Origin of the sequence: Nocardia asiatica NBRC 100129, from assembly GCF_000308415.1 — a bacterium.
Classification (GTDB): Bacteria; Actinomycetota; Actinomycetes; order Mycobacteriales; family Mycobacteriaceae; genus Nocardia; species Nocardia asiatica.
Genome location: NZ_BAFS01000129.1, coordinates 1 through 24,278, shown reverse-complemented (window position 1 = coordinate 24,278; position 24,278 = coordinate 1). Strand labels below are relative to the sequence as shown.

The following is a 24,278-nucleotide window of genomic DNA, read 5'->3' as shown; positions in this document are numbered from 1 at the left end:
ACAAGTCCGCGCCGGGGTCTTGCTAGACCGTTGAACGACTGTTTAATATACTGAACATGTGTTTAACCGACAGCCCGTTCCGCAAGGATCCCCCGAGGATCTGACCACCGCGGCGCGCATTCGCGATACCGCGATCGAGGTGTTCGGCGAGCACGGATTCCAGGTGGGGGTCCGCAAGATCGCCGCCGCCGCCGGCGTCTCCCCCGGGTTGGTCAACCATCACTTCGGTTCCAAGGACGGCCTACGCGCCGCCTGCGACGACCGGGTGCTGCAGTTGATCCGCGACGAGAAGGTCAAAGCGATCACCGCGTCGTCGGTGAAAGCGGGCATGCTCGACGCCCTCGCCGAGATCGAGTCCTACGCGCCACTGGTCGCCTACATGGTGCGCAGCCTGCAAGCGGGCGGACCGATGGCGGAGTCGCTGTTCGAGCACATGGCCGCCGATGCCGAAGGGTATCTGGAGAAGGCGGTCGAGGCGGGCACGATCAAGCCCAGTCGCGACCCGGCGGCACGCGCCCGATATCTGATGATGCTGAACGTCGGCGCCACCATGCTGTACATGCAGATGCGCCAGCACCGCGACGAGAAGATCGACTACCGCAAGGCGATTCGCGAGCTCACCGAAGAACTCACCCCACCGGCCCTGGAGTTCTACACCCAGGGACTTCTCACCGATTCCACGATCTTGGACACATTCACCAAGGAGAAGTGATGTCCGACATCATCGAAGTCCGCGGCCTCCGCAAGACTTTCGGTCACGTCACCGCGCTGGACGGCCTCGACCTCACGGTCGCCGAGGGCGAGATCCACGGCTTCCTCGGCCCCAACGGCGCGGGCAAGTCCACCACCATCAGGGTGCTGCTCGGCATCCTGCGCGCCACGGCAGGACAGGCGCGACTGTTCGGCCGCGACCCGTGGGCCGACGCGGTCGCCCTGCATCGCGACTTGGCCTATGTTCCGGGCGATGTCACGCTCTGGCCGTCGCTGTCCGGCGGCGAGACCATCGACCTGCTCGGCCGGATGCGCGGCGGCATCGACGAGCGACGGCGGGACGAGCTGATCGAACGCTTCGACCTGGACCCGCGCAAGAAGGCGCGCACCTACTCCAAGGGCAACCGCCAGAAGGTCGCGCTGGTCGCCGCGCTCGCCTCGGACGCGCGGCTGCTGCTGCTGGACGAGCCGACCTCGGGACTGGACCCGCTGATGGAGCAGGTGTTCCGCGAAAGCGTGCACGAGGCGCAGCAGCGCGGCGCCACGGTGCTGCTGTCGAGTCACATCCTGTCCGAGGTGGAGGTGTTGTGTGAGCGGGTGACCATCATCCGAGCGGGACGCACGGTGGAGAGCGGCTCGCTGGCGGACCTGCGGCACCTGTCACGGACCTCGATCACCGCCGAACTGATCGGGGACGCGGGCGATCTGAGCCGCATCCCGGGCGTGGACGACATCGAACTCGACAACCACACGCTGCGCTGCCAGGTCGACAACGAGCACCTGGGCGAACTCATCCGGGTGCTCGGCGACGCCGGCGTGCGCAGCCTGACCAGCACGCCGCCGACGCTCGAGGAGCTGTTCCTGCGGCACTACCACGTCGACGGCGACGGCGCCGAGTCCGCCGCGGCCACCGGGGAGAAGGTGCGAGCATGACCACCGCCACCGCCGGCCGCGCCGCCGCGGCACCGGCATTCGGCGCGTCCGGCGACTTCGCGGGCACCGGGCAACTGCTGCGGCTGTACCTGCGGCGCGACCGGATCGTGCTGCCGCTGTGGACGCTGCTCATCGGCGTGATGCCCGCGTTCCAGGTCGTCAGCGTGCGAGATCTGTACGACAACCAGGCGTCCCTGGACAGCTTCGCGCGCACCACCGCCGACAGCCCCGCGCTGATCGCCATGTACGGTCCGGTGTTCAGCTCCGCGCTCGGGTCCATCGGCACCTGGAAAGCCGGCGCGATGTACACCATGATCGCCATCGCCACCGTGCTCACGGTGATCCGGCACACCAGGGTCGAGGAGGAGACCGGCCGCGCGGAACTGGTGGGCGCCACCAGCATCGGACGCTACGCAGGTCTCACCGCCACCCTGGTCATGACCTACTCGGGGGCGCTGCTGGCCGGGATCGTCTGCGCGCTGTCGCTGCGCGCCGCCGACCTGCCCGGCGCGGGATCGGTGGCCTTCGGCGCCGCCCTGGCGGCCTCCGGCATCGTCTGGGCGGCCGTGGCGGCGGTCGCCGCCCAGGTGAGCGCCGGTGCTCGGGTGGCGCGCGGCGTCGCGTTCAGCGCCCTCGGCGCGGCGTTCGCCCTGCGCGCGGTCGGCGACGCCGGAAACGGCGTGCTGTCCTGGTTCTCGCCGATCGGATGGTCCTTGCAGATCCGCCCGTACGCCGGCGAACGCTGGTGGGTGCTGCTCGCGTTCGCCGCCGTCGCGGTGCTGGGCACCGCTGTCGCGTACGCGCTGCTGGGCAACCGCGACGTCGGTTCGGGGCTGATCGCCGAGCGCCCCGGACCGCGCGCCGCGGCCCCGGCCTTGTCCGGCCCGCTCGGCCTGGCCTGGCGGTTGCAGCGCGGCACCCTGCTGGCGTGGACGGTGGGTTTCGGCCTCTACGGGCTGCTGATCGGCGGCGCGATCAACAGCGTCGGGGACATGCTCGACGGCAGCGCGTCCGTCCGGGACATGGTCACCCGGATGGGCGGCTCCCAACAACTGCAGGAGTCCTTCCTCACCTACGCGATCACCATGCTCGCCGCGGCCGCGTCCGCCTACTCGATCTCGGCCGCGCTGCGGCTGCACGACGAGGAATCCAGCGCGCGGGTCGAGGCCACCCTCTCCGGCGCCGTCGGCCGGGTCCGCTACGCGCTCAGCCACATCGGCTTCGCGCTGCTCGGCCCGGCGGCCGCACTGCTGGTCGCCGGTGTGGCGATCGGCATCGTCTACGGCGCCTCGGACGGCGACCTCGGTGCGAAGCTCACGCAATCGATCGGCGCGGCCGCCGTGCAGGTCCCGGCGGTCTGGGTCGTCACCGGGATCGCGGTGGCGCTCTACGGGGTCGCACCGCGGTTCGCCCCGGTCGCCTGGGGTGTGCTCAGCGCCATGGTGGTGATCTTCTTCGTCGGTTCGCTGGACGGCCTGCCGCAGTGGATGGTGGATCTGGTGCCGTTCGTCCATCCGCCGAAGCTGCCCGGCGCCGAATTCCAGGCGGAGCCGGTGCTGTGGCTACTGGCGAGCGCGGCACTGCTGCTCGGTGTGGGCACAGCCGCGTTCCGCAGGCGCGACCTACGCTGACGATGGCCCGGCCGGCCCGCGCGAAACCGCTCGCGCGGGCCGCTTCCCGTCCTGGGGCAGTTCGAGTCGCGCCGCGAAGCGATCGGCCAATACGGTCACTCGGACCGAATTGCCCCGCGATGCGACATCGCAGGCGAACCATCGACGAGGATCATGCCCAGAATCACCCAGCTCATCGCCGTGCTCACCGCCTGCCTGATCGGTGCGGCACCGGCCGCGCCCGGGGCGGCCGCACCGCCCGATCACACCGAGCAGCCACCGCGCTACGCACCGACCATGCTGATCCTGGACGCCTCCGGATCGATGCGGCGACCGGACTCGGCGGGCACCATGATGGACGCGGCGAAGAACGCGGTTCGCGCGTTCGTCGCGGCCGCCCCCGCCGAATCGAAGGTCGGGCTGATGGCATACGGCACCGAGACCGGAAACACCGAGGCGGACAAGTCCGCCGGATGCCGGGACGTGCACCTGCTGCGGCGCGCCGACCCGCTCGACCAGGCCGCGCTGACCGCCGCCGTCGACGGCATCCAGGCGCGCGGCTGGACGCCCATGGGTCCCGCGCTGCGTCAAGCCGCCGACAGCCTGCCCGGCTCGGGTCCCCGCTCGATCGTGCTGATCTCCGACGGCGAGGACACCTGCGCTCCCCCTGACGCGTGCGAGATCGCGCGGGAGGTGAAGCAGCGCGGCATCGAGCTGGTGATGCACGCCATCGGCTTCGCGGTGGACGCCGCCGCCCGCGCCCAGCTGACCTGCATGGCGCAGGCCACCGGCGGCACCTACACCGACGCCGCCGACGGTCGCGCGCTGGAACGGGTGCTGCCACGGGTGAGCGCAGCGGCCCTGCGCAACTACCGGGCCGCGGGAATGCCGATCACCGGTACCGGCAGCCACGACACCGCGCCGGTCGCCGCGCCCGGCCAGTATCTCGACACCATCGGCCGGCAGGAGAAGCGGTATTGGTCTGTCGACGTGCCCGCGGGCGCGACCGCGTATTTCAGCGCTACCGTGGCGTTTCCACGCGTCCGGGACGTCTCCGTGACCGACGACCTCAATGCGCTGCAACTGCGCGTGTACGGCGCGGACGGTCAGGACTGCCACGTCTTCGAATCCGAGCTGAGCACCAAGTCCAGCGACGGTGCGGCGCTCACCGTCGCCAAGAGTTGGGACGGCGCGGCCGAGGAGCGCACCGCCGACGGTGACACCTGCCGCGGCGGCGGCCGCTACTCGTTCGCGTTGACCTGGGACAAAGTCTCGGCGGGCGTCCCGGAACGGCTGCCGGTCGAGCTGCTGGTCGGCATCGAGCCCGCGGTGACCGATCCGGGACCGGGGGCCGCGACTACCCCGACGGCCTTCACCGCGCCAGCCGGTCCCGGCACACCGGTGACCGGCGGCGGATCGTTCAACGTGGCCGCCCCGCTGCCCGGCGGCGGCCACTACACCGATACCTTGCGCCAAGGCGAATTCGTGTTCTACCGGGTCCGGCTGGACTGGGGACAGGGCCTGGCCTACCGCGTGCACTTCGGCGGCAACGGCGGTCGCGGCCTGGACAATCTGTCCAACATCCGCACCACGCTCTACGGCCCGATCCGCCAGGAGATCGCCTCCGACTTCGCCGCCTACACCGGCACCGACACGGTGCTGCCGTCGAAGGACGCGATGGCGACGGTCCCGATCCGCTACGCCAATAGAACCGCCGACGAGGTGCGGACCCGTGGGCAATCGGTGCCGGGCTGGTATTACATCGCGGTGAAAGTCGGCTCGACCTTCGAGCAGGGCGACGCCGCGCCGGTGCCGATCCGGCTGGAGCTGACTCTCACCGGCGATCGGGAAGCGGGGCCGACGTACTCCTCCGGCGCCGCCGACGGCGTCTTCGGGGAGAAGGCCGACGCGCCACGGGTCACGCAGCGCACGGACGCGGTGACCGCCGCGGGCGCGGCGACCGAGTCACGGAACCGATGGCTGCTTTTCGCCGGTCTCGGCGCGGTCGCCGTCGTCGTGGTCGGCGTCATCGCGGGCGCTCTGGTGCTGCGCGGGCGCGGCTGACGACCGGTGAGCCCGGCAGATCGCTCCGGGTGACGCGTTCAGCGCGTCACCCGGTGTGCTCGATACCGAGCTTCCCGGCCAACCGGGTGAGGTAGGCCCGCACGTCCTGCGCCGGGCGGTCCGGAAGCCCGAAAACCGCTTCGGTCACGCCTGCTTCGGCCCAGCGGGCCAGCTGCTCGGCGTCGTGCCGACCGGCGAGCGCGACGACCTCGGGGGCGTCCGCGCGCTCGTGCTCGCGCCACACCCGGCGCAGCAGGTCGATCTTCTGGTCCAAGCCGTCTTCGGTCGGCGTGGTGATCCATCCGTCGGCGTACTTCGCCAGCCAGGTGAAGTTCTTCTCCGTGCCCGCCGCCCCTAGCAGGACCGGAATGCGCTTCTGCACCGGCTTCGGCCACGACCAGCTCGCGCCGAATCGGACGAACTCGCCGTCGAAGCCGGCCTCCTCCTCGGTCCAGAGCACGCGCATGGCCTCGAGATGCTCGCGCAGCACGGTCCTGCGCTTGCCCGCGGGCACGCCGTGATGCGCCAACTCGTCGGTGTTCCAGCCGAATCCGACGCCGAGGCTGACCCGGCCGCCGGAAAGATGGTCCAGCGAGGCGATGGTCTTGGCCAGCGTGATGGGATGGTGTTCGGCGGGCAGCGCCACCGCGGTGGACAATCCGATGCGCTCGGTCACCGACGCCGCGGTGGCGAGCGCGACCCAGGGATCGAGGGTGCGCAGGTAGCGGTCGTCGGGCAGGCTGGCGTCCCCGGTACGCGGGTGCGCCGCCGCGCGGACCACCGGGATGTGGGTGTGCTCGGGCACGTAGAACGTGTCGAAACCGGCACGTTCGGCGGCCACCGCCGCATCCGAGGGGGTGATGCCCCGATCGCTGGTGAACAACACGATTCCGTACCGCACCGTACCCGCTCCCATCGCCGAAATTAGAACAAGTTCTACCACGGTTCGCCGGTCCGACCAAGGGGCGGAGCCCGACCGGCGGGCCCGCGGCGACCGGCGCGGATGCCGAGAAGACATCGGATGACTAGGTTCGCGTCCATGAGTCCTGACGCAACCTCGGTAGGCGATGTCACCACCGCACGGGTGGATCACCTCGGCTGGCGTCGCGGGCTTCGCCTGCGCCGCGCCCGGCCGATTCCCGTGGTCAGCCAGGCCGTCGGCCTGCTGGTCGCGGACCGGCAGGCGACCGCGGACACCATCGTCACCGCGCCGACGCCGTTGCAGCCGATCGATCTCACCGACGACGCCCGGGTCGCCGAAGTCCTCGATCTCGCGGTCCGGGTCGGCGAGGTGGTGCTGGCCTCCGGCACCGGCGTGGTCGACACCACCACGACGGTGCGGTTCATCGCCGCGACCTACGGGCTCTCGCGCTGCAGCATCGACGTCACCTACGACGCCATCCGCATCTGGGCCGACCGCGGGCCCGCACTGCCGCCGGCCAGCACCATGCGGATCGTGCACTACCGCGCGCTCGACTTCACCCGGCTGGCCGCGGTGGACCGGCTGACCCGCCGGATCCGCAACGAGGTGGTCCCCCCGGGACAGGCCCGCGCCGCACTCGACGCGATCACCTCGGCGCCGCATCCGTACCACCGGTGGACCGCCACCGCCGCGTGGTCGCTGATGGCGGCGGCGATCGCCGCGCTGCTCGGCGCGGGCGCCCTGGTCGCCGCGGTCAGTTTCGCGACCACCGCGGCGATCGACCGCACCAATCGCGTCCTCAACCGCTACGGGCTGCCGTTCTTCTTCCAGCACATGGTGGGCGGGGCCATCGCGGCGATGCCGGCCATCGTGCTGGCGAGCCTGGCCGCGCGGCTGCGGATCGACGTCGACCCGACCCTGATCATCGCGGCCGGAATCACCGTGCTGCTCAGCGGATTACAGCTGGTCGGTGCGGTGCAGGACGCGATAACCGGCGCGCCCATCACCGCCACGGCCCGCATGCTCGAGGTGATGATGATGACCGGCGGCATCATCGCGGGCATCGCGCTCACGCTGCGCATCGCCGATCTCCTCGACGCCACCGTGCCGCCGGTCTATCTGACCTCCGCCCGCGACATCACCGACCTGCCGGTGAAGATCCTCGCCGGCGCGGTCGCCGCCCTGGCGTTCGCGCTGGCCTGCTACGCCGAACGCCGAGCCCTCGCCGCGGCCGCGGGCAGCGGCGCCGCGGGCACCATCTGCTTCCTGCTCATCCAGCAGGCCGGGTTCGGCCCGGTGATCTCCTCCGGCGTCGCCGCGACGCTGGTCGGCCTGGCCGGTGGCCTCATGGCCCGTCGCGCGCTGACACCCCCGCTGGTCGTCGCCGTAGCGGGCATCACACCGCTGCTCCCCGGCCTCAAGGTCTATCGGGGCCTCTATGCCCTGCTCAACGACGAACTGCTGATCGGGAGCAACCAGCTGCTGTCGGCCGTCGGCATCGGCTGCGCGCTGGCGGCCGGCGTCACCCTCGGCGAGTGGTGCGACCGCACCGTGCGCAGGCCGCGGATCCTGCGCCGGTTCGGCTCGCTGCGCCGCCCGATCGTGCGGCGGCGGCGCCGCTCGGCGCCCGCCGCCTGAACCACGAGGTGAATGCGCGCCGATCGCCCGACCGGTACCCTCTTATCGAACTGGTCAGGGCGGCCCGATTCGGCGGCGGCCCCGGTTGAGGTGAGGTGGTTCGGACATGTCGGAGGCAATACCGTTCTCGACGCAGATCCGTACCGCCACCGCGCACCAGCATGCGGAGGCGGAGAACTCCCGCTTCATGAGCGATATGCTCGGCGGCTCGCTCGGCGTGGATTCCTACCACCGCTACACCGGTCAGCTCTGGTTCATCTACCGCGCGCTGGAGGGCCGCTGGGAGACACTGGCCGACGACCCGGTCGCCGGGCCGTTCATCCGCCCCGAACTCGCCCGGACCGCGGAGCTGGAACGCGATCTCGCGCACCTCATCGGCTCCGACTGGCGGACCGGTCTGGAACCGCTGCCCGCGACCGCGGCCTACGCCGAACGCATCGATGAGTGCGCGCGCGACTGGCCCGCCGGGTACATCGCCCACCACTACACCCGCTACCTCGGCGACCTCTCCGGCGGCCAGGTCATCCGCGGCACCGCGGAAAAGCTGTGGAACCTACCGCATCGCGGCGACGGCGTCCGCTTCTACGTCTTCGACGGCGTCGGCAATCCCGCGGCGTTCAAGCGCGAGTACCGCAGCCTGCTCGATCGGCTGCCGCTCGACGATCTCCAGCGCCGCCGCGTGCTCGACGAGGGCCGGCGCGCGTTCGCGATGAACACCGCGGTCTTCGAAGAACTCGCCGAGGAATTCCCGGCCGCTCAGTAACCGCGGCACGCACCGCGCATCGGGTTGGCGCGCGCGGCATTTCGGCTGTCGTGCGCGATCGCCGGGGACATGGGACAGTCATGGCATGAGAGCGCGCCGTCGCATCGCCGTGGTTCTTGCCGGTCTGTCCGCTGTCGGTCTTGTCGGGGGTTGTGGCACCACGTCCGATCCCGGCTCGTCCACGGCGGCCCAGATCGTCCCGTTGATCTCGACGAACGACCTCCGTCCGGCCCAGTCCGACGAGGTGCACCTGTTCGGCTTCAACGACTTGCACGGGAATCTGCAGCCGCCGAGCGGGTCCACCGGGAAGATCGCCGGACACGACGCGGGCGGCGCCGCCTACCTCGCCACCCATCTGGCCCGCTTGAAGGCCGCGTATCCGGCCAGCGCCGTTGTCGCCGCCGGCGACAACATCGGGGCCAGCCCCTTGATCTCCGGATTGTTCCACGACGAGCCGACGATCACCTTCCTGAACAACGTCGCGGTCACCGCGTCGGCGGTCGGCAACCACGAATTCGACCAGGGTGTCCGCGAATTGACGCGCCTGCAGCAAGGCGGATGCGCTTACGACGGATGTTCTCCCGGCGCCCCGTTCACCGGCGCGAAATTCCCGTATCTGGCCGCGAACGTCGCCGACGCGCAGGGCAACCTTCCGCCCGCGCTGCGCCCGTGGACCCTGTTGGAGGTGGGCGGGCACCGGATCGGCGTGATCGGCACGGTCACGCCGGACACCGCGAATATCGTGCTGCCCGAGGGTATCCGGGGCTATCACTTCGGCGACCAAGCCGCCGCCGTCAACCGTTACGCGCCGGAGATGAAGGCGGCGGGCGCGGAGGCGATCGTGGCGCTGGTGCACGACGGGGGCGCCCAGCGGCCCGAGCGGGACGCGCCGCTGGACTACAACGGATGCGCGAACGTCACCCCGAACGTGACGGGGCTGGCCGAGCGGCTCGATCCCGCTGTCCGGGCGGTGTTCACCGCGCACAGTCACCAGCCCTACGTGTGCACCGTCGGCGGCAAGGTGATCACCCAGGCAGCCTCGTACGGGCGGCTCATCACCGACGTCACGCTGCGTTTCGGCGGCGACGGCGTGCAGGCATCGGCGGTCAACCGAGTCGTCACCCGCGAGGTGACCCCCGATGCGCCGACGACCGCGCTGATCGATTTCTTCGCCGAGCAGGCCCGCCCCCGCGCGGGCCGCGTGGTCGGCGCGACGGCGAACGTCCTGCCGCACAATCCGGGCCCGGCGGGCACCTCGCCGCTGGGCGACGTGATCGCCGATTCCATGCTTTCGGTCACCGCGGGCCCGTCCGCCGCCGTAGCCGCCTTCATGAATCCCGGCGGTGTGCGCGCGGACCTGAAGCAGGGGCCGATCACCTACGGCGACCTCTTCACCGTCCAGCCGTTCGGCAACCAGGTCGTCACGCTCACGCTCACCGGCAGCCAGATCCTGCGTCTGCTGGAACAGCAGTGGGGCACCCCCGGCAAAGCGACGATACTGTCCCCGGCCGGCATCACCTATGCGTACTCCGAAACCGCCCCCACCGGCGCGAAAGTGATCGCCGACAGCGTCCGTGTCGCGGGCGCACCGCTCAATCCCGTCGCGACCTATCGGGTCACGACCAACAGCTTCCTCGCGTCCGGGGGCGACGGCTTCACCGTCTTCACCGAGGGCACCGAGACCGCGGCGGGCCCGATGGATCTGGACGCGTTCGAAACGTTCCTGCGCGACAAGCCGCCGTTGCAGGCGCCACCCGCCCGCGTCGAGAAGAAATAGCGGAAGCTGCCAAGTTGCTGGACACTCGACCAGAATTCGGGTAACTGGAAATGTTTGTAACACATACCGTTTGACCTGCGCAGATGGGTGACCAGCCCCACAGGCCGAACGGACCATGATCGCTTGCCGGGACCGCGAGCCCTCGATTACTGTTCAGTAATAAGTCAGGACGAAGGAGTTCCTACTTTCGGCCCGACGTATGTCGCTGGGGGCCGAATCACGCTGTCCGCATCCATCGCCGCATGCCGGATGACTTGTGCGACAACATGGTTCGAGTGAACAGCAGGAGAGTGCGATGGCCACTTACATCGTGACGGGCGGAACCGGGTTCTTGGGCAGGCGGGTCGTGCAGGACCTCCTGGATCGCGACGCCGAGGCAATTGTCCACGTGCTGGTGCGCGAGACGTCGCTGGCGAAGTTCACCGAGATCGCGGCGGGCTGGCGCGGCGCCGAACGGGTCTTCGCGCTGATCGGCGATCTCACCGCCGAGGGCCTCGGACTGGCCTGCGAGGCTCCGCGGGCCGACCACGTCGTCCACCTCGGCGCCGTCTACGACATGACCGCCGACGAGGACACCGCGCACGCGGCGAACGTCACCGGCACGCGCTCGGTGCTGGCCTTGGCTCGCGAGCTGGGCGCGGTGTTGCACCACGTCTCCTCGGTGGCGGTAGCCGGCGACCACAAAGGCAAGTTCTTCGAGGAGGATTTCGACCTCGGACAGCAGCTGACCTCGCCGTATCACCGCACCAAGTTCGCCGCCGAGAAGCTCGTTCGCGAATCGCGCGGCGTGCGCTGGCGGGTCTATCGGCCTGCGATCATCGTGGGCGATTCCCGCACCGGCGAGATGGACAAGATCGACGGCCCCTACTACTTCTTCAGCGCGATCGCCAAGCTCGGCACACTGCCGTCGGATCTGCCGTTGCCGCTGCCGGATCTCGGCGCGACGAATATCGTTCCGGTCGACTACGTCTCGGCCGCCATGGCGGAACTGATCCGCCGCCCAGGCTTGGACGGACGCACCTTCCACCTGGTCAACCCCGAGCCGCAGCCGTTCGGCGAGGTGTACGGCGCGCTCGCCGCGGCGGCCGGCGCGCCGACCGGCGTGGGTACGCTGCCGGGCAGCGGGCTGGCGCTCAGCGGCCTCGCGCATCTCCCCGGCGTCGCCACCGTGCGTGATTTCCTGCTCGAACAGCTGGGCATCCCGGCCGAAGTCGCTCCGCACACCTCGTTCTCCGCGGAGTTCATCAGCGACTCCACCCGCGCACAACTGCGCAGCAGCGGTCTGACCGTGCCGTCGTTCGACAGCTACGCCGAGAAGCTGTGGCAGTACTGGCGCGACCACCTGGACCCGCAGCGCGGACGCGTGACGGTCACCGGTGACCCGCTGGCCGGCCGGGTCGTGCTGATCACGGGCGCCTCCTCCGGGATCGGCCTGGCCACCGCGCACGCCGTCGCGCGGCGCGGCGCCACGGTGCTGATGGTGGCCCGCGGGCACGACGACTTGGCGGCCGCGGCCGAAGCCGTGCGCGCCGAAGGCGGTGTGGCGCACACCTATCCGTGCGACATCACCGACTCCGAAGCCGTCGAGAAACTCGTGCAGTGCGTCCTGGACGACCATGGCCATGTCGACTACCTGGTGAACAACGCGGGCCGCTCGATCCGCCGCTCCGTGCTCAACTCCACCGATCGCATGCACGATTTCGAGCGCACCATGGCGGTGAATTACTTCGGCGCGGTCCGGCTCATCCTCGGACTGCTGCCGTCGATGCGAGCGCGCCGGTTCGGGCACGTGGTCAACATCTCCTCGATCGCGGTGCAGACCAAGGTGCCCCGATTCGCCGCCTATGTGGCGAGCAAGTCGGCGCTGGACAACTTCAGCGAGATCGCGGCGGTGGAGAACCGGGATGCCGGAATCACGTTCACCTCGGTGCGGATGCCGCTGGTGCGTACCCCGATGATCGCGCCGACCGATCTGTACCGCGCCCTTCCCGTCCCGGATCCGGAGCAGGCCGCCGCCATCGTGGTCCGCGCGCTGGAGGACCGCCCGGACCGCATCGACACGCCGGTCGGCACCTTCGCCCAGGCGGTCGAGTTGCTGATGCCCTCGGTCAAGCGCCAGATCATGCACCAGGGCTTCCGCCTGTTCGGGGAATCCCGCGCGGCGCGCGGCGACTCCGACCGCCGTCCCGCCGGGGAGCCGGCCGCCGAGCCCGCACCCCGCCGCAGCGCACTGTCCGCGCTGGCCCCGGTCGTCATGCCGCTCATGGCGCTGCCCGCTCCCGCGGCGCGCGTCGCCCGCGTCGTTCCGGGCCTGCACTGGTAACCGGCATCGAAACGGTGGGGCCGGCCCGAGGGCGGCCCCACCGCGCCGTTCCGCGAGGTCAGACCCGATACATCGCGAACTCGACGGCCGGCCACATGGCCCACCGGTAATCGGTGTGCGCGGCCGGACGGATGCCGCCCTCGCACACCGGATCGCCGCTCGCACAGTAGTTCCCGGTTCGCCAGGCGTATCGGTCCGGCACCGTCCAGCCGATCAACCGGATCGGATCGCCGAACAGCAGCACCGCGGCCACCCGGGATTCCAGATTCGCGGGCAGCGAACGAATGCCGCCGAACGCGGTCACGATGCCCGTGCCGAGCACCCCGTGGGTGACGATCGCCCCTTGGGAGAAGCCGACCAGAATGAACCGCTGGTTCGGGCACCGTGCCGCTTGCCACGTCAGATGGGCGGTCATGTCGTGGGTGCCGCGGCTGATCGAGGACGGATCGAGCAGATCGGCCGGGTAGTCCACCCGGTAAGCCTGCGAATCGATCGGAAGCGCTTGCCACAGCTGGTCATAGAGCGGGTCGCCCACCACCGAACCCAGATACCCGGGTTCGTGGGTGCCTCTCGCGACGACGACGTCGACCGCCGCACAGGACGTCGCCCATGCCTGCAATCCCGTCGCCGCCCCGAATCCCGCGACGAGCAGTAGCACGGCGAACGCCCTTACCACACGCCACTTCTCGAAATGAATTACCTTCCGGTTGGCCATCGTACTCACCTACTCACGCCGTTGTGAGACAGCCGATCGACACTTGTCAGTGACAATTGCTCGGCTATATCCGCGAAGGTAAGGACGGCTTCGGGGGCCGTCAAGGAACTCCATCCGACCGATACCGAGTCAGCGCCGAAACGTGTTCTCGGAGTTCCTATGGCACGAGAACCGCTGCGCCGGTGAATCGTCCGTGTGCGAGATCGGCCAGCGCCCGATCTGCCATGTCCAGGGAATACCCGTGCGTGGTCAGATGTATCCGGTGTTCGCTCGCGAAAGCCAGGAATTCCCGCGCGTCCGCGCGGGTGTTCGCGGTCACCGAGCGAATCTCCCGCTCCTGGAACAGATGCCGCTGATAATTCAGCGCGGGAATGTCGCTGAGATGGATGCCCGCGACGGCGAGGACGCCGCCTCGATCGAGCGCCGCCATGGCAGGCGGCACCAGTTCACCGACCGGTGCGAACAGGATCGCCGAATCCAGCGGCACCGGAGGCGGGTCCGCCGCACCCTGCACCGACGCGGCCCCGAGCGCGGACGCGAGTTCCCGCGCGGCCGGGTCCCGAGTCATCACATGGACCTGCGCGCCCTGTGCGGCGGCTACCTGAGCGGCGATGTGGGCGCTGCCGCCGAAGCCGTAGATTCCGAGCCGCCCGCCCGGCGGCACGGCGGCCCGCCGCAGCGCCCGGTATCCGATGATGCCCGCGCACAGCAGCGGAGCGGTGTCGGCATCGGTGTAACCGGCGGGCAGGCGCAGCGCGTAAGCCGCGGGCACACAGGCGAATTCGGCGTATCCGCCATCGGCGTCCCAGCCCGTATAGGCCGAACGCGGACAGAGATTCTCCGCGCCCCGCAGACAGAATTTGCACTCCCCGCAGGTGTGCCGCAGCCAGGCGATGCCGACCCGGTCCCCGACCGCGAAACCCTCCCGCTCCGCGTCACGGCCGAACGCGACGACCTCGCCGACCACCTCGTGGCCGGGCACCACTCCGGCGCGATGGACGGGAAGATCGCCCTCGGCCACATGCAAGTCGGTCCGGCACACGCCGCAGGCGAGGACACGCACCATCAGATCCCCGGGACCGAGTTCCGGCAGCGGCGCGCGCTCCGCGCGCAATGGGCCGGATTCGATCGGGCCCGGCGCGCGTACCCGCCAGCACCGCATCGAAGTCGCACCGCCGGGGATCTCACTCATCGCCGGATCACCTCGCATCGATCGGACCGACATGGATCGGGCAGCCCGGCCCGGCCGAGTGTGCCCGATTCACCCTACTCGGCGCATTCGGCCGCGCCGGGGAACGACGTCTGATACGTTTCTGTATTCAGTACATTTCTGTATCCGATGACCGGTCGAGGCCGAGCCGAGGAGGTGCCCGATGGCGTCCGACGCCGTGCAGGCCGCACCCGCCCGGGTCACGCGCCGCCGCGCCGAAACCAGGAACCGGCTGTTGACGGCCGCCTACGAGGCGTTCGCCGAGGAGGGCTTCGGGCGCGCCACCGTGGAGCGGGTGTGTGAACGCGCCGGCTTCACCCGCGGGGCGTTCTACTCGAATTTCAGCTCGCTCGACGAGCTGTTCCTGGCCATGTGGGAGCAACGCTCGACGGCGATGCTCACCCAGGCGAGCGCGATCCTCGACGAGATCGCGGCCGAGGGCACCGATGACGTGCGCACGGCCGTCGAGCGACTGGAACGCGCGGTCCCGGTCGACGAGGGCTGGTACCGGATCACCGCCGAATTCACCGCGCACGCCCTGCGCACCCCCGCGCTGCGCCGGGTGATGGCCGCCCGCGAAGAGGCCATCGTGGCGGCGCTCATGCCCACCATCGTCGCCGCGCTCGCCCGCGGCGGCCGCGCCGTGCCGGACCCGGAGGCGTTCGGCCAAGCGCTCATCGCCGTGCACGACGGCACCAGCGTGCAGGTCCTGATGGAGCCGGACAGCCGCGCCGTGCGCGAGCGGCGCACCGAACTCTTCCACCACGTCGTGCTGGCCTACAGCACCGCAACCGAAGGATGAACATGTCCCACAGCAGCCCCGAGGTTTCGCCGGAGGCGGACGTCATCGTCATCGGCGCCGGGCTGGCCGGCTTGGTCGCCACCCATGAGCTGGTCAAGGCCGGTCGCACGGTGCACGTGCTGGACCAGGAGAACCGCAACAACCTCGGCGGCCAGGCGTTCTGGTCGCTGGGCGGGTTGTTCTTCGTCGACAGCCCGGAGCAGCGGCGCCTCGGTATCGAGGACTCCTACGAACTCGCCCTGCAGGACTGGCTCGGCTCGGCCGGATTCGACCGCGACGACGAGGACAAGTGGGCCAGGCAGTGGGCGCAGGCGTACGTGCGCTTCGCGGCCACCGAGAAGCGGGACTACCTGCGCGCGCTCGGCCTGCGGGTGACCCCGCTGGTCGGGTGGGCCGAACGCGGCGGCGACCGGGCCGACGGGCACGGCAATTCGGTGCCGCGTTTCCACCTCACCTGGGGCACCGGCCCCGAGGTGGTCCGGGTCTTCGCCGAGCCGGTCCTGGAGGGCGAGCGGCGCGGACTGGTTCGCTTCGGTTTCCGCCATCAGGTGGACGAATTGATCGTGGAGGACGACGCGGTGGTCGGCGTGCGCGGCACCGTGCTCGAGGACACCGACCTCGACCGCGGCCGCGCCTCATCCCGTACCGCCGTCGGCGAGTTCGAATTCCGCGCCGAGGCCGTGATCGTGGCCTCCGGCGGCATCGGCCACAACCACGAGATGATCCGGCGCAACTGGCCCACCGAACGGCTCGGCCCGTGCCCGGAGACGCTGATCTCCGGCGTCCCTGCACACGTCGACGGCCGGATGCTCGGCATCACCGAGACCGCGGGCGGCGCGATCGTCAACCGGGACCGCATGTGGCACTACACCGAGGGCATCGTCAACTGGGATCCGATCTGGCCCGACCACGCCATCCGGATCATCCCGGGCCCGTCCTCGCTGTGGTTCGACGCGAACGGAAAACGGCTGCCCGCGCCGTGCTTCCCCGGATTCGACACCAACACGACGATGAAGGCGATCCTGAAGACCGGCTACGACTACTCCTGGTTCGTGCTCACCCAGTCGATCATCGAGAAGGAATTCGCGCTGTCGGGCTCGGAGCAGAACCCGGACATCACCGGCAAGGATCTCAAGCTCACTTTGAAAAGCCGCGTCGCCAAGGGCGCTCCCGGCCCGGTCGAGGCGTTCAAACAGCACGGTGTCGACTTCGTCGTCGCGGAGACGCTGCGTGAACTGGTCGAGGGCATGAACAAGATCGCTCGCGGGCCCCAGCTGGACTACGACGATCTGGAACGCCAGATCGTCGCCCGGGACCGGGAACTGGCGAACAAATACAGCAAGGACAGCCAGCTGATGGCGATCGACAACGCGCGCCGGTACATCGGCGACAAGGCCGGCCGGGTCGCCAAACCACACCGCATCCTCGACCCGGCCGCCGGTCCGCTGATCGCCGTACGGCTCAACATCCTCACCCGAAAGACCCTGGGCGGGTTGCAGACCGACCTGAACTCCCAGGTGATCCGGCCGGACGGCACGGCGTTCCCCGGCCTGTACGCGGCGGGCGAGGTGGCCGGATTCGGCGGCGGTGGCGTGCACGGGTACAACGCGCTGGAGGGCACTTTCCTCGGCGGGTGCATCTTCTCGGGCCGGGCCGCCGGGCGAGCGCTCGCCGCGAAACCGGCCTGAGCGTCATGGCTCGCACCTCGACGCGGCCGTGCCGGGCTCCGTCGAGGTGGCCAGGGACGGCGCCAACGAGGCGAAAGAGGGTGCGCCGGAGTAGAGCCGGGTATCCGCCGGGTACCGCCCCGGCTCCACCAGCACCTCGGCGATCTCGGCCTCGTTGCCGAAGACGTCCGTCACCCGCGCCGTGAACGGGCCAGGCCCCGCGCCGGACACGGTCCAATAGTTGTCGGCCCGCCGGGTGAGCTGCTGCCACGGCCCGCCCGCCGCGGGGCGGACAGCCGCCTCCCGCAGCGGATTTCCGGTGTCGCCGAACAGGATGCCGAACCAGGACGTGGACGAGTCCGGCTTCACCTCGTAGGTCAGCTCCCGCACCGGTTGCGGATCGCGGACCAAGCGGTAGCGCACCGGCGCCACCCCGTCGTCCGGATCGGCGATCAGCTCGAACGCGGCCGCGCTCAGATTCAGTTCTTCCCCGGCGCATGCCGGGCAGTGGTCGACCACCAGCGCCCGGACCGACCCCCGTGGCCCCTGGATGTCCAGATACGCTCCGCAGAGGTCGGCACGACCGTAGTCAGACGTGGAAAGCCCGGCATAGTGGCCATCCGGCGGCAGCTCGCGGAAGGAACACGACACCTGCCGGCCGAACCGGTAGTAGCGCGCCTCGGCGGATCTTTCCGGCCCGAGCGGCGCGAAAGTTCTGGCGCTGACCGGGTATCGCGACGGCGCGGACGCCTCGTTCAGCGCGGTCGCGGCGCCGCAGTTCGGCGCCGACGGCCGCACCAGCCAGACGCCCACCGCGACGGTGGCCAGCACGCCCGCCGCGAACCACAGCCATTCGGAACGAGATGGCCGCTCTTGGATCGGTACCCGGTGCATCGCTTCCCCGACTCCGGCTCGCCTGCTCGCGGACTGTCCATCCTGACTCGACCAGGAAAGCAGCCCCGCGGCTCGTGTGCACCGCGAACGAAAATTCTTCACTGTGAAAACCGCAATTCAGCAAGCATCCGGCTACTTTCGGCGGATCCGCCTCGCGCGGGCGCCCGCGGATCGGAAATGATTCGGCGCGGCCCTGCCGCCGGACCGGCGTCGTCAATGCCTGCGCGCGTGCCGAGGGAAAAGGTTCCGGCCCGCCTCCTGCGCCACCTCGGCCAGCGCGCGAGCCAGTCGAGCCGTGTCCAGCACCGCTCGATCCGCGCCGAGCCGGCTCGACAGCGACACGGCGGCCACCGCGGCGCCGCGACCGCGGATCGGCACGGCCACACAGGCGATGCCCACCACCGACTCCTCGTTGTCGACCGCGACACCCTGGCGATTGCGGATGCGACCGAGTTCACGATGCAATTCGGCGCGGTCGGCGAGAGTCCGCGCAGTCAACTGCGGCAGCCGATCCCGGAAGGATGCCTCCACGACGCTCGGTTCCAGCGTGGCCAGCAGCGCCTTGCCGAGTGCCGTGCTGTGGGCGGGCATCCGGCCGCCGAGCCGGGTGGGCACCGTCGCCGCGCACCGGCCGCCGATCTTGTCCAGGTACAGCACGTCGCGCCCGTCCAGCACGCCGAGGTGACCGACCATGCCGGTCTGCTGGCACAGGTCGTGCAGCAGCGGGCTCACCGCGTCCCGGAGCTCGTTGTGCTCGGCGGCGAGCCCGCCCAGCTCGAGCGTGCGCAGACCGAGCCGATATCCGCCCGGAGCGTGCGCGAGCCAGCGCAGCCGGATCAGCTGGTCGAGGATGCGGTGCACGGTGGACCGTGGCAACCCGGTGCGCTCGGCGAGTTCGACGAGGGTCAGCGTCGGGGTCACGCCGTCGAAGGCGTCCAGGATCAGCGTCATCCGCTCGATCATCGACACCGGCGGCTGGCCCGGCCGTGCTGCCGATCCGGAACCGGTCCACAACTCCCCGGACTCGGGATCGGTCGTCACCTCGACCGTCATTGCCAACCTCCACGCATGCTCGCGTAGAGCTTAGAAGCAATCTCCGCGTACAGGGGTAGTTCACTGATCATCAAGACGCGCCGCCACCGCCGTACGCGCTGGGACGGTGCGTGGCCCGCGCGTCGGCAGTGACGTGTTCGCAGGTGGCGGCCTCGGTCCGGCCGTCAGGCGGAGCCCGGCGCGGAACCGGCGAGGGCGAACAGCCACTCGCGGGTGTACCGCTCGGCCAGCAGCGGCAGGTAGTTCACGACGGTGGCGTGGTCGGCGAAACGGTCGTACGACGTGTGCAGGTGATCCTCGATCGCGGCCGCACTGGCGACGCCGTCGAATTCGTCCTCCAAGCGCTGCGCGGCCGCTTCGAGGGCGAGTTCCTGATCGAGGGGGATTTGCTGATTCGGGTCGTGCGTGGCAGAACGGTCGGTCATCGCAAGGTTCCCCTGGTCGTGACGAGATCGGTACCCATGGCGCTGTCGTAGCGCACGACAACGCCTGTTCTGCGGATACCCGGTCGCGGCGATTCGACACCCCGCGCCTGCAATAGAACACGTTCTTGTCCGGGGAGCCCGCGCGTGACAGGCTCGACGGATGGATCTCGACGCCATCGAAGCCGTCCGCCAGCTGAAATACCGCTACTTCCGCAGCCTCGATCTCAAAGATTGGGACGAGTTCGCCGACACCCTCGCCGTGACGGCGACAGGACGCTACGGCACCCACGCCATGGGCGAGCCGCTGCACTTGGACGGCCGCGACGCCATCACCGCGTTCATGCGGGAGAACCTCGGCCCCTCGGTCGTCTCGGTCCACATCGCCAACCACCCCGAGATCGGCATCGAAGGTGAAACGGCTACGGGTTCCTGGGCATTCGAGGACACTGTGATCGCCACCGAATACGGCGTGCTGATCCGGGGGGCCGGTTACTACACCGACACCTACCGCCGCGACGCCGACGGCAAATGGCGCATCACCTCCACCAGCTACCGCCGCATCTACGAATCCATGCAATCGCTGGCGGACACGCCCAGCTTCCAGTTGCTGTCCAATATGTGGGCGCCGGAGAAGTGACCGCCGGGCGCGAAATCGGTCCACTATCGCTTCGGTGGCGCTGGACGGCCCCGACCGGGCGGCGGATGCTGCGACCATGCCCTCGCTAGCGCCTGACGAATTCGCTCCCTCTACCACCTATCTGAACACCGCCTCCTTCGGCCTGCCGTCCGCTCGCGCGCTCGCCGCCGTGCGTGACGCGAGCGCGAGCTGGGCGTCCGGCCGCGGTGCGCCGACATCCGAGGTGGATCGATTGGCGCCGGACCTGCGTGCCGGGTTCGCCCGGCTGCTCGCGGGCGCGACCGCCGACGACATCGCGCTCGGCAGTGGGGTCGCGGGCCTCATCGGGCCCGTGGCCACCGCACTGCCGTCCGGCGCGGAGGTCCTGCTTCCGGAAGGCGAGTTCGCGTCCGTCTCCATGCCTTTCGTGTACCGGGACGACCTCGTGGTGCGCTTCGTCCCCCTGCCGGAACTGGCCGCGCAAGTGCGGCCGGAGACCGCGCTGGTGGCCGTGAGCGTGGTCCAGTCCGCCGACGGCCGCGTCACCGATCTGGCCGAGCTGCGCGCGGTCACCCGAGCCAACGGCGCGCGCCTGCTCGTGGACGCCACCCAGGCCGCGGGATGGCTGCCACTGCGCTTCGCCGACGCGGACTACTGGGTCTGCGCCACCTTCAAATGGCTGATCGGCGCGCGCAGCGTCGCGTTCCTCGCCACCCCGCCCGAGCTGGTCCCACAGCTGCGTCCGGTCGGCTCCAGCTGGTACGCCGCCGAGGACCGCTGGGCCGAGCTCTACCGCCCGATCGCGCTGCCGGCGACAGCACGGCGGTTCGACACCACTCCCGATTGGCTCGGCGTCGAGGCGGCGCTGGCCGGATTGTCGCTGATCGAGGAGCTCACCGTCGACAAGATCGGAGCGCACGACCTCGAACTCGCCGACAGCTTCCGCGCCGGCCTGCGGGAACTCGGCTACGAGCCCGTGGCGGCGCGCTCACCGATCGTCTCCGTCCCGGGCGCGGCGGAACTGGCGCCCCGGCTCGCGCAGGCGGAGGTGATCGCCTCGGCGCGTGGGAGCGGCCTGCGGTTCGCCTTCCACCTCTACAACAGCGCCGACGACGTGGAACGGGCCCTGTCCGCGCTGCGGGCCGGTTAGATCCCCGCGCAGAGGGCATGGGCCGAACATCAGTCAAGGTCCGGGCCCTGACCACGCGCCACGAAGCCGCGCGACCGATCAGGCCCCGAACCGGAGCCCAAAAATCAGCCCCGTGCACCGAGCGAAATCCCCGCGCCCCGAAGCTGCTCGGTCGATCACCGACCAGGGCGGTGCGCCGGAGCCGTGATCAGCGGTAGATCGAGTGCGGTGCGTATGCCTGCGGGGGCGGCGACCACGGCCGGAACGGCGTTGACGATGCGCAGGCCCGTCGCCAGGACGGTCGCGTAGTTGTGGTCTCCGTTGTCGCTCGAGGTCACCAGGTCCATCGCGTAATTGGGCTCGCCCGTGATCTCGACCCGGTAGGAGCCTTCCGGATGGGCCGGCTGCGGCCAGTCCGGGCACAGGTCGGGGCGCAGCCGAGTAACGTGCTCGAGCACCGTGACCGGCTCGTCCCCGACCATGCCCCGCACTTCGAAACGCAACGCCGCCGCGGTTCCTTCGGCGATGTGCCCGGTCGCGATGTCGAACGACTCCGGCGCCGGAATACGTTCGTAGGACTGCGTGACGGCATCGAGGGTGACGCCGATCCCAGCCGCGAGCTGCCGGACCGTACCGCCCCACGCGAGCGACAGCACGCCGGGCTGCAACAGCATGGGAATCTCGTCGAGGGGCTTGCCGAAGCCCATGATGTCGAACATCACCGCCCGGTTGTCGTAGCTGGCGTAGTCCACGATCTCCAGGCAGCGCACCTGGTCGACGCGCAGACAAGTCCCCGCGAGCGCGAGCGGGAGCAGGTCGTTGGCGAAACCGGGGTCGATGCCGTTCACCCACAGTGACGCGTTGCCGTGCGCGGCGGCCTCCTGCACCGGCTTCAGCAGCTCATCGGGCAGCACGCCGTAGGGGTATTGGAAGAACACCGGTGCGCAAGCGACGACATTGATTCCGGCGGCCAGGATGCGTTGCAGGTCCTGCACCGCCTCCATCAGCCGGTTGTCGGTCATCGAGCAGTAGACCACGCAGTCCGGGCGCGAGGCGAGCAAGGCCTCGGCGTCGGTGGTCGCGGTGACGCCGACCGGGTGGTCGAGCCCGGCGAGCGTTCCCGCGTCCGTGCCGCTCTTGGCGCCGGACACCCACACGCCGGTCAGTTCCAGTTCGGGATGGGCGATGACGCCGGCCAGGGCATGCCTGCCCACATTGCCGGTGCCCCATTGCACTACGCGATATGTCATGTCACAGATCCGGGATCGGGAGGTCGAGGTTCGGGATGATCAAGCCGCCGTCGGGCTCCAAGATCTTTCCCGTGAGGTACTGCCCCGCGGGCGAGACCAGGTAGAGCGCGGCCGCGGCGATGTCTTCGGGTTCGCCGATGCGGTGCAGCGGCGTCTTGGTCTCCAACTCGGTGCGCATGGCGTCGTTGCTCGCCACGATCTCCAGCGCGGAGGTCAGGATGGAGCCGGGCGCGATCGCGTTCACCCGGATGCGGGGGTTGAGGTCGAGGGCAGCGAGCTTGGTGTAGTGAGCGAGGGCGGCCTTCGCGGTGCCGTACGCCGCGAACGCTCGCCCGGGCAGCCGCCCCATCGTGGAGGTGATATTCAGAATCGAACCACCCCCTGCGGTTTCGAGTATGCGCGGCACCGCTGCCCTGACCAGGGCATGCGCATTGACGACGTTGAAGTCGAACGCCTGCGCCAACGCCTCCGGCGTCGTGTCCAGCAACGGGCACGGCAGCGCGCCGCCCACGTTGTTGACCACGATGTCCAACCGCCCGAAGCGTTCGACAGCCGAGGCGGCGAGGGCCGCCGTCGCATCGATGTCGCTCAGGTCCGCGGGCACCACGTGGGCCTGCCGTCCCGCGGCGGCGACCCGGTCGGCCACCTCGTGCAGCTGGCTTTCGGTCCGCGCGGCGATCACCACGTCCGCGCCCGCCTCCGCGAACGCGACCGCGATCGCCGCACCCAGACCACGGCCCGCGCCGGTGACCACGGCGACCTGATCATCGATCCGGAACCGATCCAGAATCATTCACGCTCCCAACGCCTGTGACGAATATTCGACAGTATGTGATTCAATATTCGTCATCGTAAGTCGTCCGCCCGAGCCGGGACAAGGGGTTGCCGTCATGCCGGACCGATCCGCCTCTCCGCCGACGCGTCGCGTCGTCGACATCGTGTCGCTACTGGCCACCTCCGCGGAGGCGATCAGCGTCGCGGGCATCGCCGAGCGTCTCGGCATCGCCCGCGCGACAGCGACCGCGATCCTGGCCGAACTGGACGCGGCCGGGTGGGTCGTCCGCGACCCGGCACGCGGCTACGGCATCGGGCCCGCGCTGGCCGGGTTGCACGGAGCCGCCCTCCCGCACGGCATCGGCGATCTGCTCGCCGGTCTCGCCGCACGAACCGGGTACGGGGCCACGTTCAGCCGGATCGAACCCGACCGGCTCACCGTGCTCGACGTGCGGCACGGCCTCGACCGTGTCGTTCCCGGAATTCCGGTGGGACATCGCATTCCGCTCCAGTTCCCGGCAGGGGCCAGCGTGATGCCGTGGCGGCCCGCGAACGAACAGAACACCTGGCTGCGCACCGCCACCGAAGCGGACCAACGGATGGCCGGTGCGCTGCTGGCGCTGGTACGCGACCGTGGGGTGGCCGTCTTCCGGCCGCGCGCCGACGACGCGGGAATGGTCGATCTGCTCGCCGATCTGCTCGGCGCGGTGGGATCCGAACTGCTGCGACCACATCTGCGCACTCGGGCACTTCGCCAGCTCGCCGCGCTCACCTCGCGACCCTTCACCCGGGCGGAGCTGGATTCGGAGGAGGTATTGCCGCTGAGTTATCTCGCGGCGCCGGTTTTCGACGCTCGCGGCACCGCGGCCTACGAAGTGCAGCTGGGACCGTTGCGCTCCGCGACAACCCGTGCGGAACGCGCGGATTTCGTGGATGCGACGCGCGATGCGGCGACTGAACTGACGAGCGCGCTCGCCGCCGGTGGGCAGAACTATTGATACA

General features: G+C 69.9%; 21 protein-coding genes. 13 read left to right on the top strand and 8 right to left on the bottom strand.

Annotated elements, in window-relative coordinates; translation table 11 throughout:
* The first annotated feature begins 58 nt into the window (after positions 1–58).
* From ON27_RS12295 to ON27_RS12280, 4 genes are all read left to right on the top strand, one after another.
* Positions 59–712: a TetR/AcrR family transcriptional regulator gene (locus tag ON27_RS12295; protein ID WP_043724710.1), complete on the top strand. Its 654-nt coding sequence runs from the start codon at positions 59–61 to the stop codon at positions 710–712.
* Positions 712–1,644 carry an ABC transporter ATP-binding protein gene (locus tag ON27_RS12290; RefSeq protein WP_043724876.1) on the top strand — a complete coding sequence of 311 codons (933 nt, stop codon included), beginning with the start codon at positions 712–714 and terminating at the stop codon, positions 1,642–1,644. The genes ON27_RS12295 and ON27_RS12290 overlap by 1 nt, the downstream gene beginning before the upstream one ends.
* Positions 1,641–3,275 carry an ABC transporter permease gene (locus ON27_RS12285; RefSeq protein ID WP_043724706.1) on the top strand — a complete coding sequence of 545 codons (1,635 nt, stop codon included), beginning with the start codon at positions 1,641–1,643 and terminating at the stop codon, positions 3,273–3,275. Before ON27_RS12290 ends, ON27_RS12285 begins: the two co-directional genes overlap by 4 nt.
* 153 nt (positions 3,276–3,428) lie before the next feature.
* The gene (locus ON27_RS12280) at positions 3,429–5,318 is read left to right on the top strand and encodes a vWA domain-containing protein (protein WP_043724702.1); all 1,890 of its coding nucleotides are present in this window, start codon (positions 3,429–3,431) and stop codon (positions 5,316–5,318) included.
* A 46-nt stretch (positions 5,319–5,364) separates the two neighbouring features.
* Here the strand turns inward: ON27_RS12280 and ON27_RS12275 are convergent, their stop codons facing one another.
* The gene (locus ON27_RS12275; protein ID WP_043724873.1) at positions 5,365–6,219 is read right to left on the bottom strand and encodes an LLM class F420-dependent oxidoreductase; all 855 of its coding nucleotides are present in this window, start codon (positions 6,217–6,219) and stop codon (positions 5,365–5,367) included.
* Positions 6,220–6,357: 138 nt separating this feature from the next.
* On the opposite strand from ON27_RS12275, the gene ON27_RS12270 reads away from it, so the two are divergent.
* The 4 genes from ON27_RS12270 to ON27_RS12255 all read left to right on the top strand — a co-directional run bounded on the left by ON27_RS12270 (position 6,358) and on the right by ON27_RS12255 (position 12,741).
* The gene (locus ON27_RS12270; protein ID WP_083887526.1) at positions 6,358–7,878 is read left to right on the top strand and encodes a threonine/serine exporter family protein; all 1,521 of its coding nucleotides are present in this window, start codon (positions 6,358–6,360) and stop codon (positions 7,876–7,878) included.
* 106 nt (positions 7,879–7,984) lie between these two features.
* Entirely contained in the window at positions 7,985–8,641 is a 657-nt protein-coding gene (locus tag ON27_RS12265; RefSeq protein ID WP_043724698.1) for a biliverdin-producing heme oxygenase, read from the top strand.
* A gap of 85 nt (positions 8,642–8,726) precedes the next feature.
* Positions 8,727–10,418, top strand: a complete 1,692-nt coding sequence (locus tag ON27_RS12260; protein ID WP_043724696.1) for a bifunctional metallophosphatase/5'-nucleotidase — start codon at positions 8,727–8,729, stop codon at positions 10,416–10,418.
* Positions 10,419–10,713: 295 nt separating this feature from the next.
* The gene (locus ON27_RS12255; RefSeq protein ID WP_043724695.1) at positions 10,714–12,741 is read left to right on the top strand and encodes an SDR family oxidoreductase; all 2,028 of its coding nucleotides are present in this window, start codon (positions 10,714–10,716) and stop codon (positions 12,739–12,741) included.
* A gap of 58 nt (positions 12,742–12,799) precedes the next feature.
* Here the strand turns inward: ON27_RS12255 and ON27_RS12250 are convergent, their stop codons facing one another.
* Together ON27_RS12250 and ON27_RS12245 are read right to left on the bottom strand one after the other, a co-directional pair.
* On the bottom strand, positions 12,800–13,456 hold the full coding sequence (locus tag ON27_RS12250) for a cutinase family protein (RefSeq protein WP_051046472.1): 657 nt from the start codon (positions 13,454–13,456) through the stop codon (positions 12,800–12,802).
* 157 nt (positions 13,457–13,613) lie between these two features.
* Positions 13,614–14,618, bottom strand: a complete 1,005-nt coding sequence (locus ON27_RS12245) for a zinc-binding alcohol dehydrogenase family protein (protein WP_043724863.1) — start codon at positions 14,616–14,618, stop codon at positions 13,614–13,616.
* A gap of 211 nt (positions 14,619–14,829) precedes the next feature.
* On the opposite strand from ON27_RS12245, the gene ON27_RS12240 reads away from it, so the two are divergent.
* Together ON27_RS12240 and ON27_RS12235 are read left to right on the top strand one after the other, a co-directional pair.
* Positions 14,830–15,468, top strand: a complete 639-nt coding sequence (locus tag ON27_RS12240) for a TetR/AcrR family transcriptional regulator (RefSeq protein ID WP_043724693.1) — start codon at positions 14,830–14,832, stop codon at positions 15,466–15,468.
* Positions 15,465–17,156 (top strand): FAD-binding dehydrogenase, encoded by a 1,692-nt coding sequence (locus ON27_RS12235; protein WP_051046471.1) that lies wholly within the window; start codon positions 15,465–15,467, stop codon positions 17,154–17,156. Before ON27_RS12240 ends, ON27_RS12235 begins: the two co-directional genes overlap by 4 nt.
* A 3-nt stretch (positions 17,157–17,159) precedes the next feature.
* Here the strand turns inward: ON27_RS12235 and ON27_RS12230 are convergent, their stop codons facing one another.
* From ON27_RS12230 to ON27_RS12220, 3 genes are all read right to left on the bottom strand, one after another.
* Complete coding sequence (locus ON27_RS12230) at positions 17,160–18,029, bottom strand: expansin EXLX1 family cellulose-binding protein (protein WP_051046470.1); 870 nt, start codon at positions 18,027–18,029, stop codon at positions 17,160–17,162.
* A gap of 213 nt (positions 18,030–18,242) precedes the next feature.
* Complete coding sequence (locus ON27_RS12225) at positions 18,243–19,082, bottom strand: IclR family transcriptional regulator (RefSeq protein ID WP_043724689.1); 840 nt, start codon at positions 19,080–19,082, stop codon at positions 18,243–18,245.
* A 164-nt stretch (positions 19,083–19,246) separates the two neighbouring features.
* Positions 19,247–19,507 (bottom strand): three-helix bundle dimerization domain-containing protein, encoded by a 261-nt coding sequence (locus tag ON27_RS12220; RefSeq protein ID WP_051046469.1) that lies wholly within the window; start codon positions 19,505–19,507, stop codon positions 19,247–19,249.
* A 160-nt stretch (positions 19,508–19,667) separates the two neighbouring features.
* Here ON27_RS12220 and ON27_RS12215 point away from each other — a divergent pair, with 160 nt between their 5' ends.
* Together ON27_RS12215 and ON27_RS12210 are read left to right on the top strand one after the other, a co-directional pair.
* Positions 19,668–20,144, top strand: coding sequence for a nuclear transport factor 2 family protein (locus tag ON27_RS12215; protein WP_043724686.1), 477 nt, complete (start codon positions 19,668–19,670; stop codon positions 20,142–20,144).
* Between the two features lie 76 nt (positions 20,145–20,220).
* Entirely contained in the window at positions 20,221–21,273 is a 1,053-nt protein-coding gene (locus tag ON27_RS12210; protein ID WP_043724844.1) for an aminotransferase class V-fold PLP-dependent enzyme, read from the top strand.
* Positions 21,274–21,428: 155 nt separating this feature from the next.
* On the opposite strand, the gene ON27_RS12205 is transcribed toward ON27_RS12210, so the two are convergent.
* The gene (locus tag ON27_RS12205) at positions 21,429–22,502 is read right to left on the bottom strand and encodes an NAD(P)H-dependent amine dehydrogenase family protein (protein WP_043724683.1); all 1,074 of its coding nucleotides are present in this window, start codon (positions 22,500–22,502) and stop codon (positions 21,429–21,431) included.
* 1 nt (position 22,503) lies between these two features.
* Entirely contained in the window at positions 22,504–23,295 is a 792-nt protein-coding gene (locus ON27_RS12200) for an SDR family oxidoreductase (RefSeq protein WP_043724680.1), read from the bottom strand.
* 97 nt (positions 23,296–23,392) lie between these two features.
* Between ON27_RS12200 and ON27_RS12195 the strand changes: the two genes are divergently transcribed.
* A complete protein-coding gene (locus tag ON27_RS12195; protein WP_043724676.1) occupies positions 23,393–24,274 on the top strand; it encodes a helix-turn-helix domain-containing protein in 882 nt (293 codons plus the stop codon).
* The last annotated feature ends 4 nt before the right edge of the window (positions 24,275–24,278 follow it).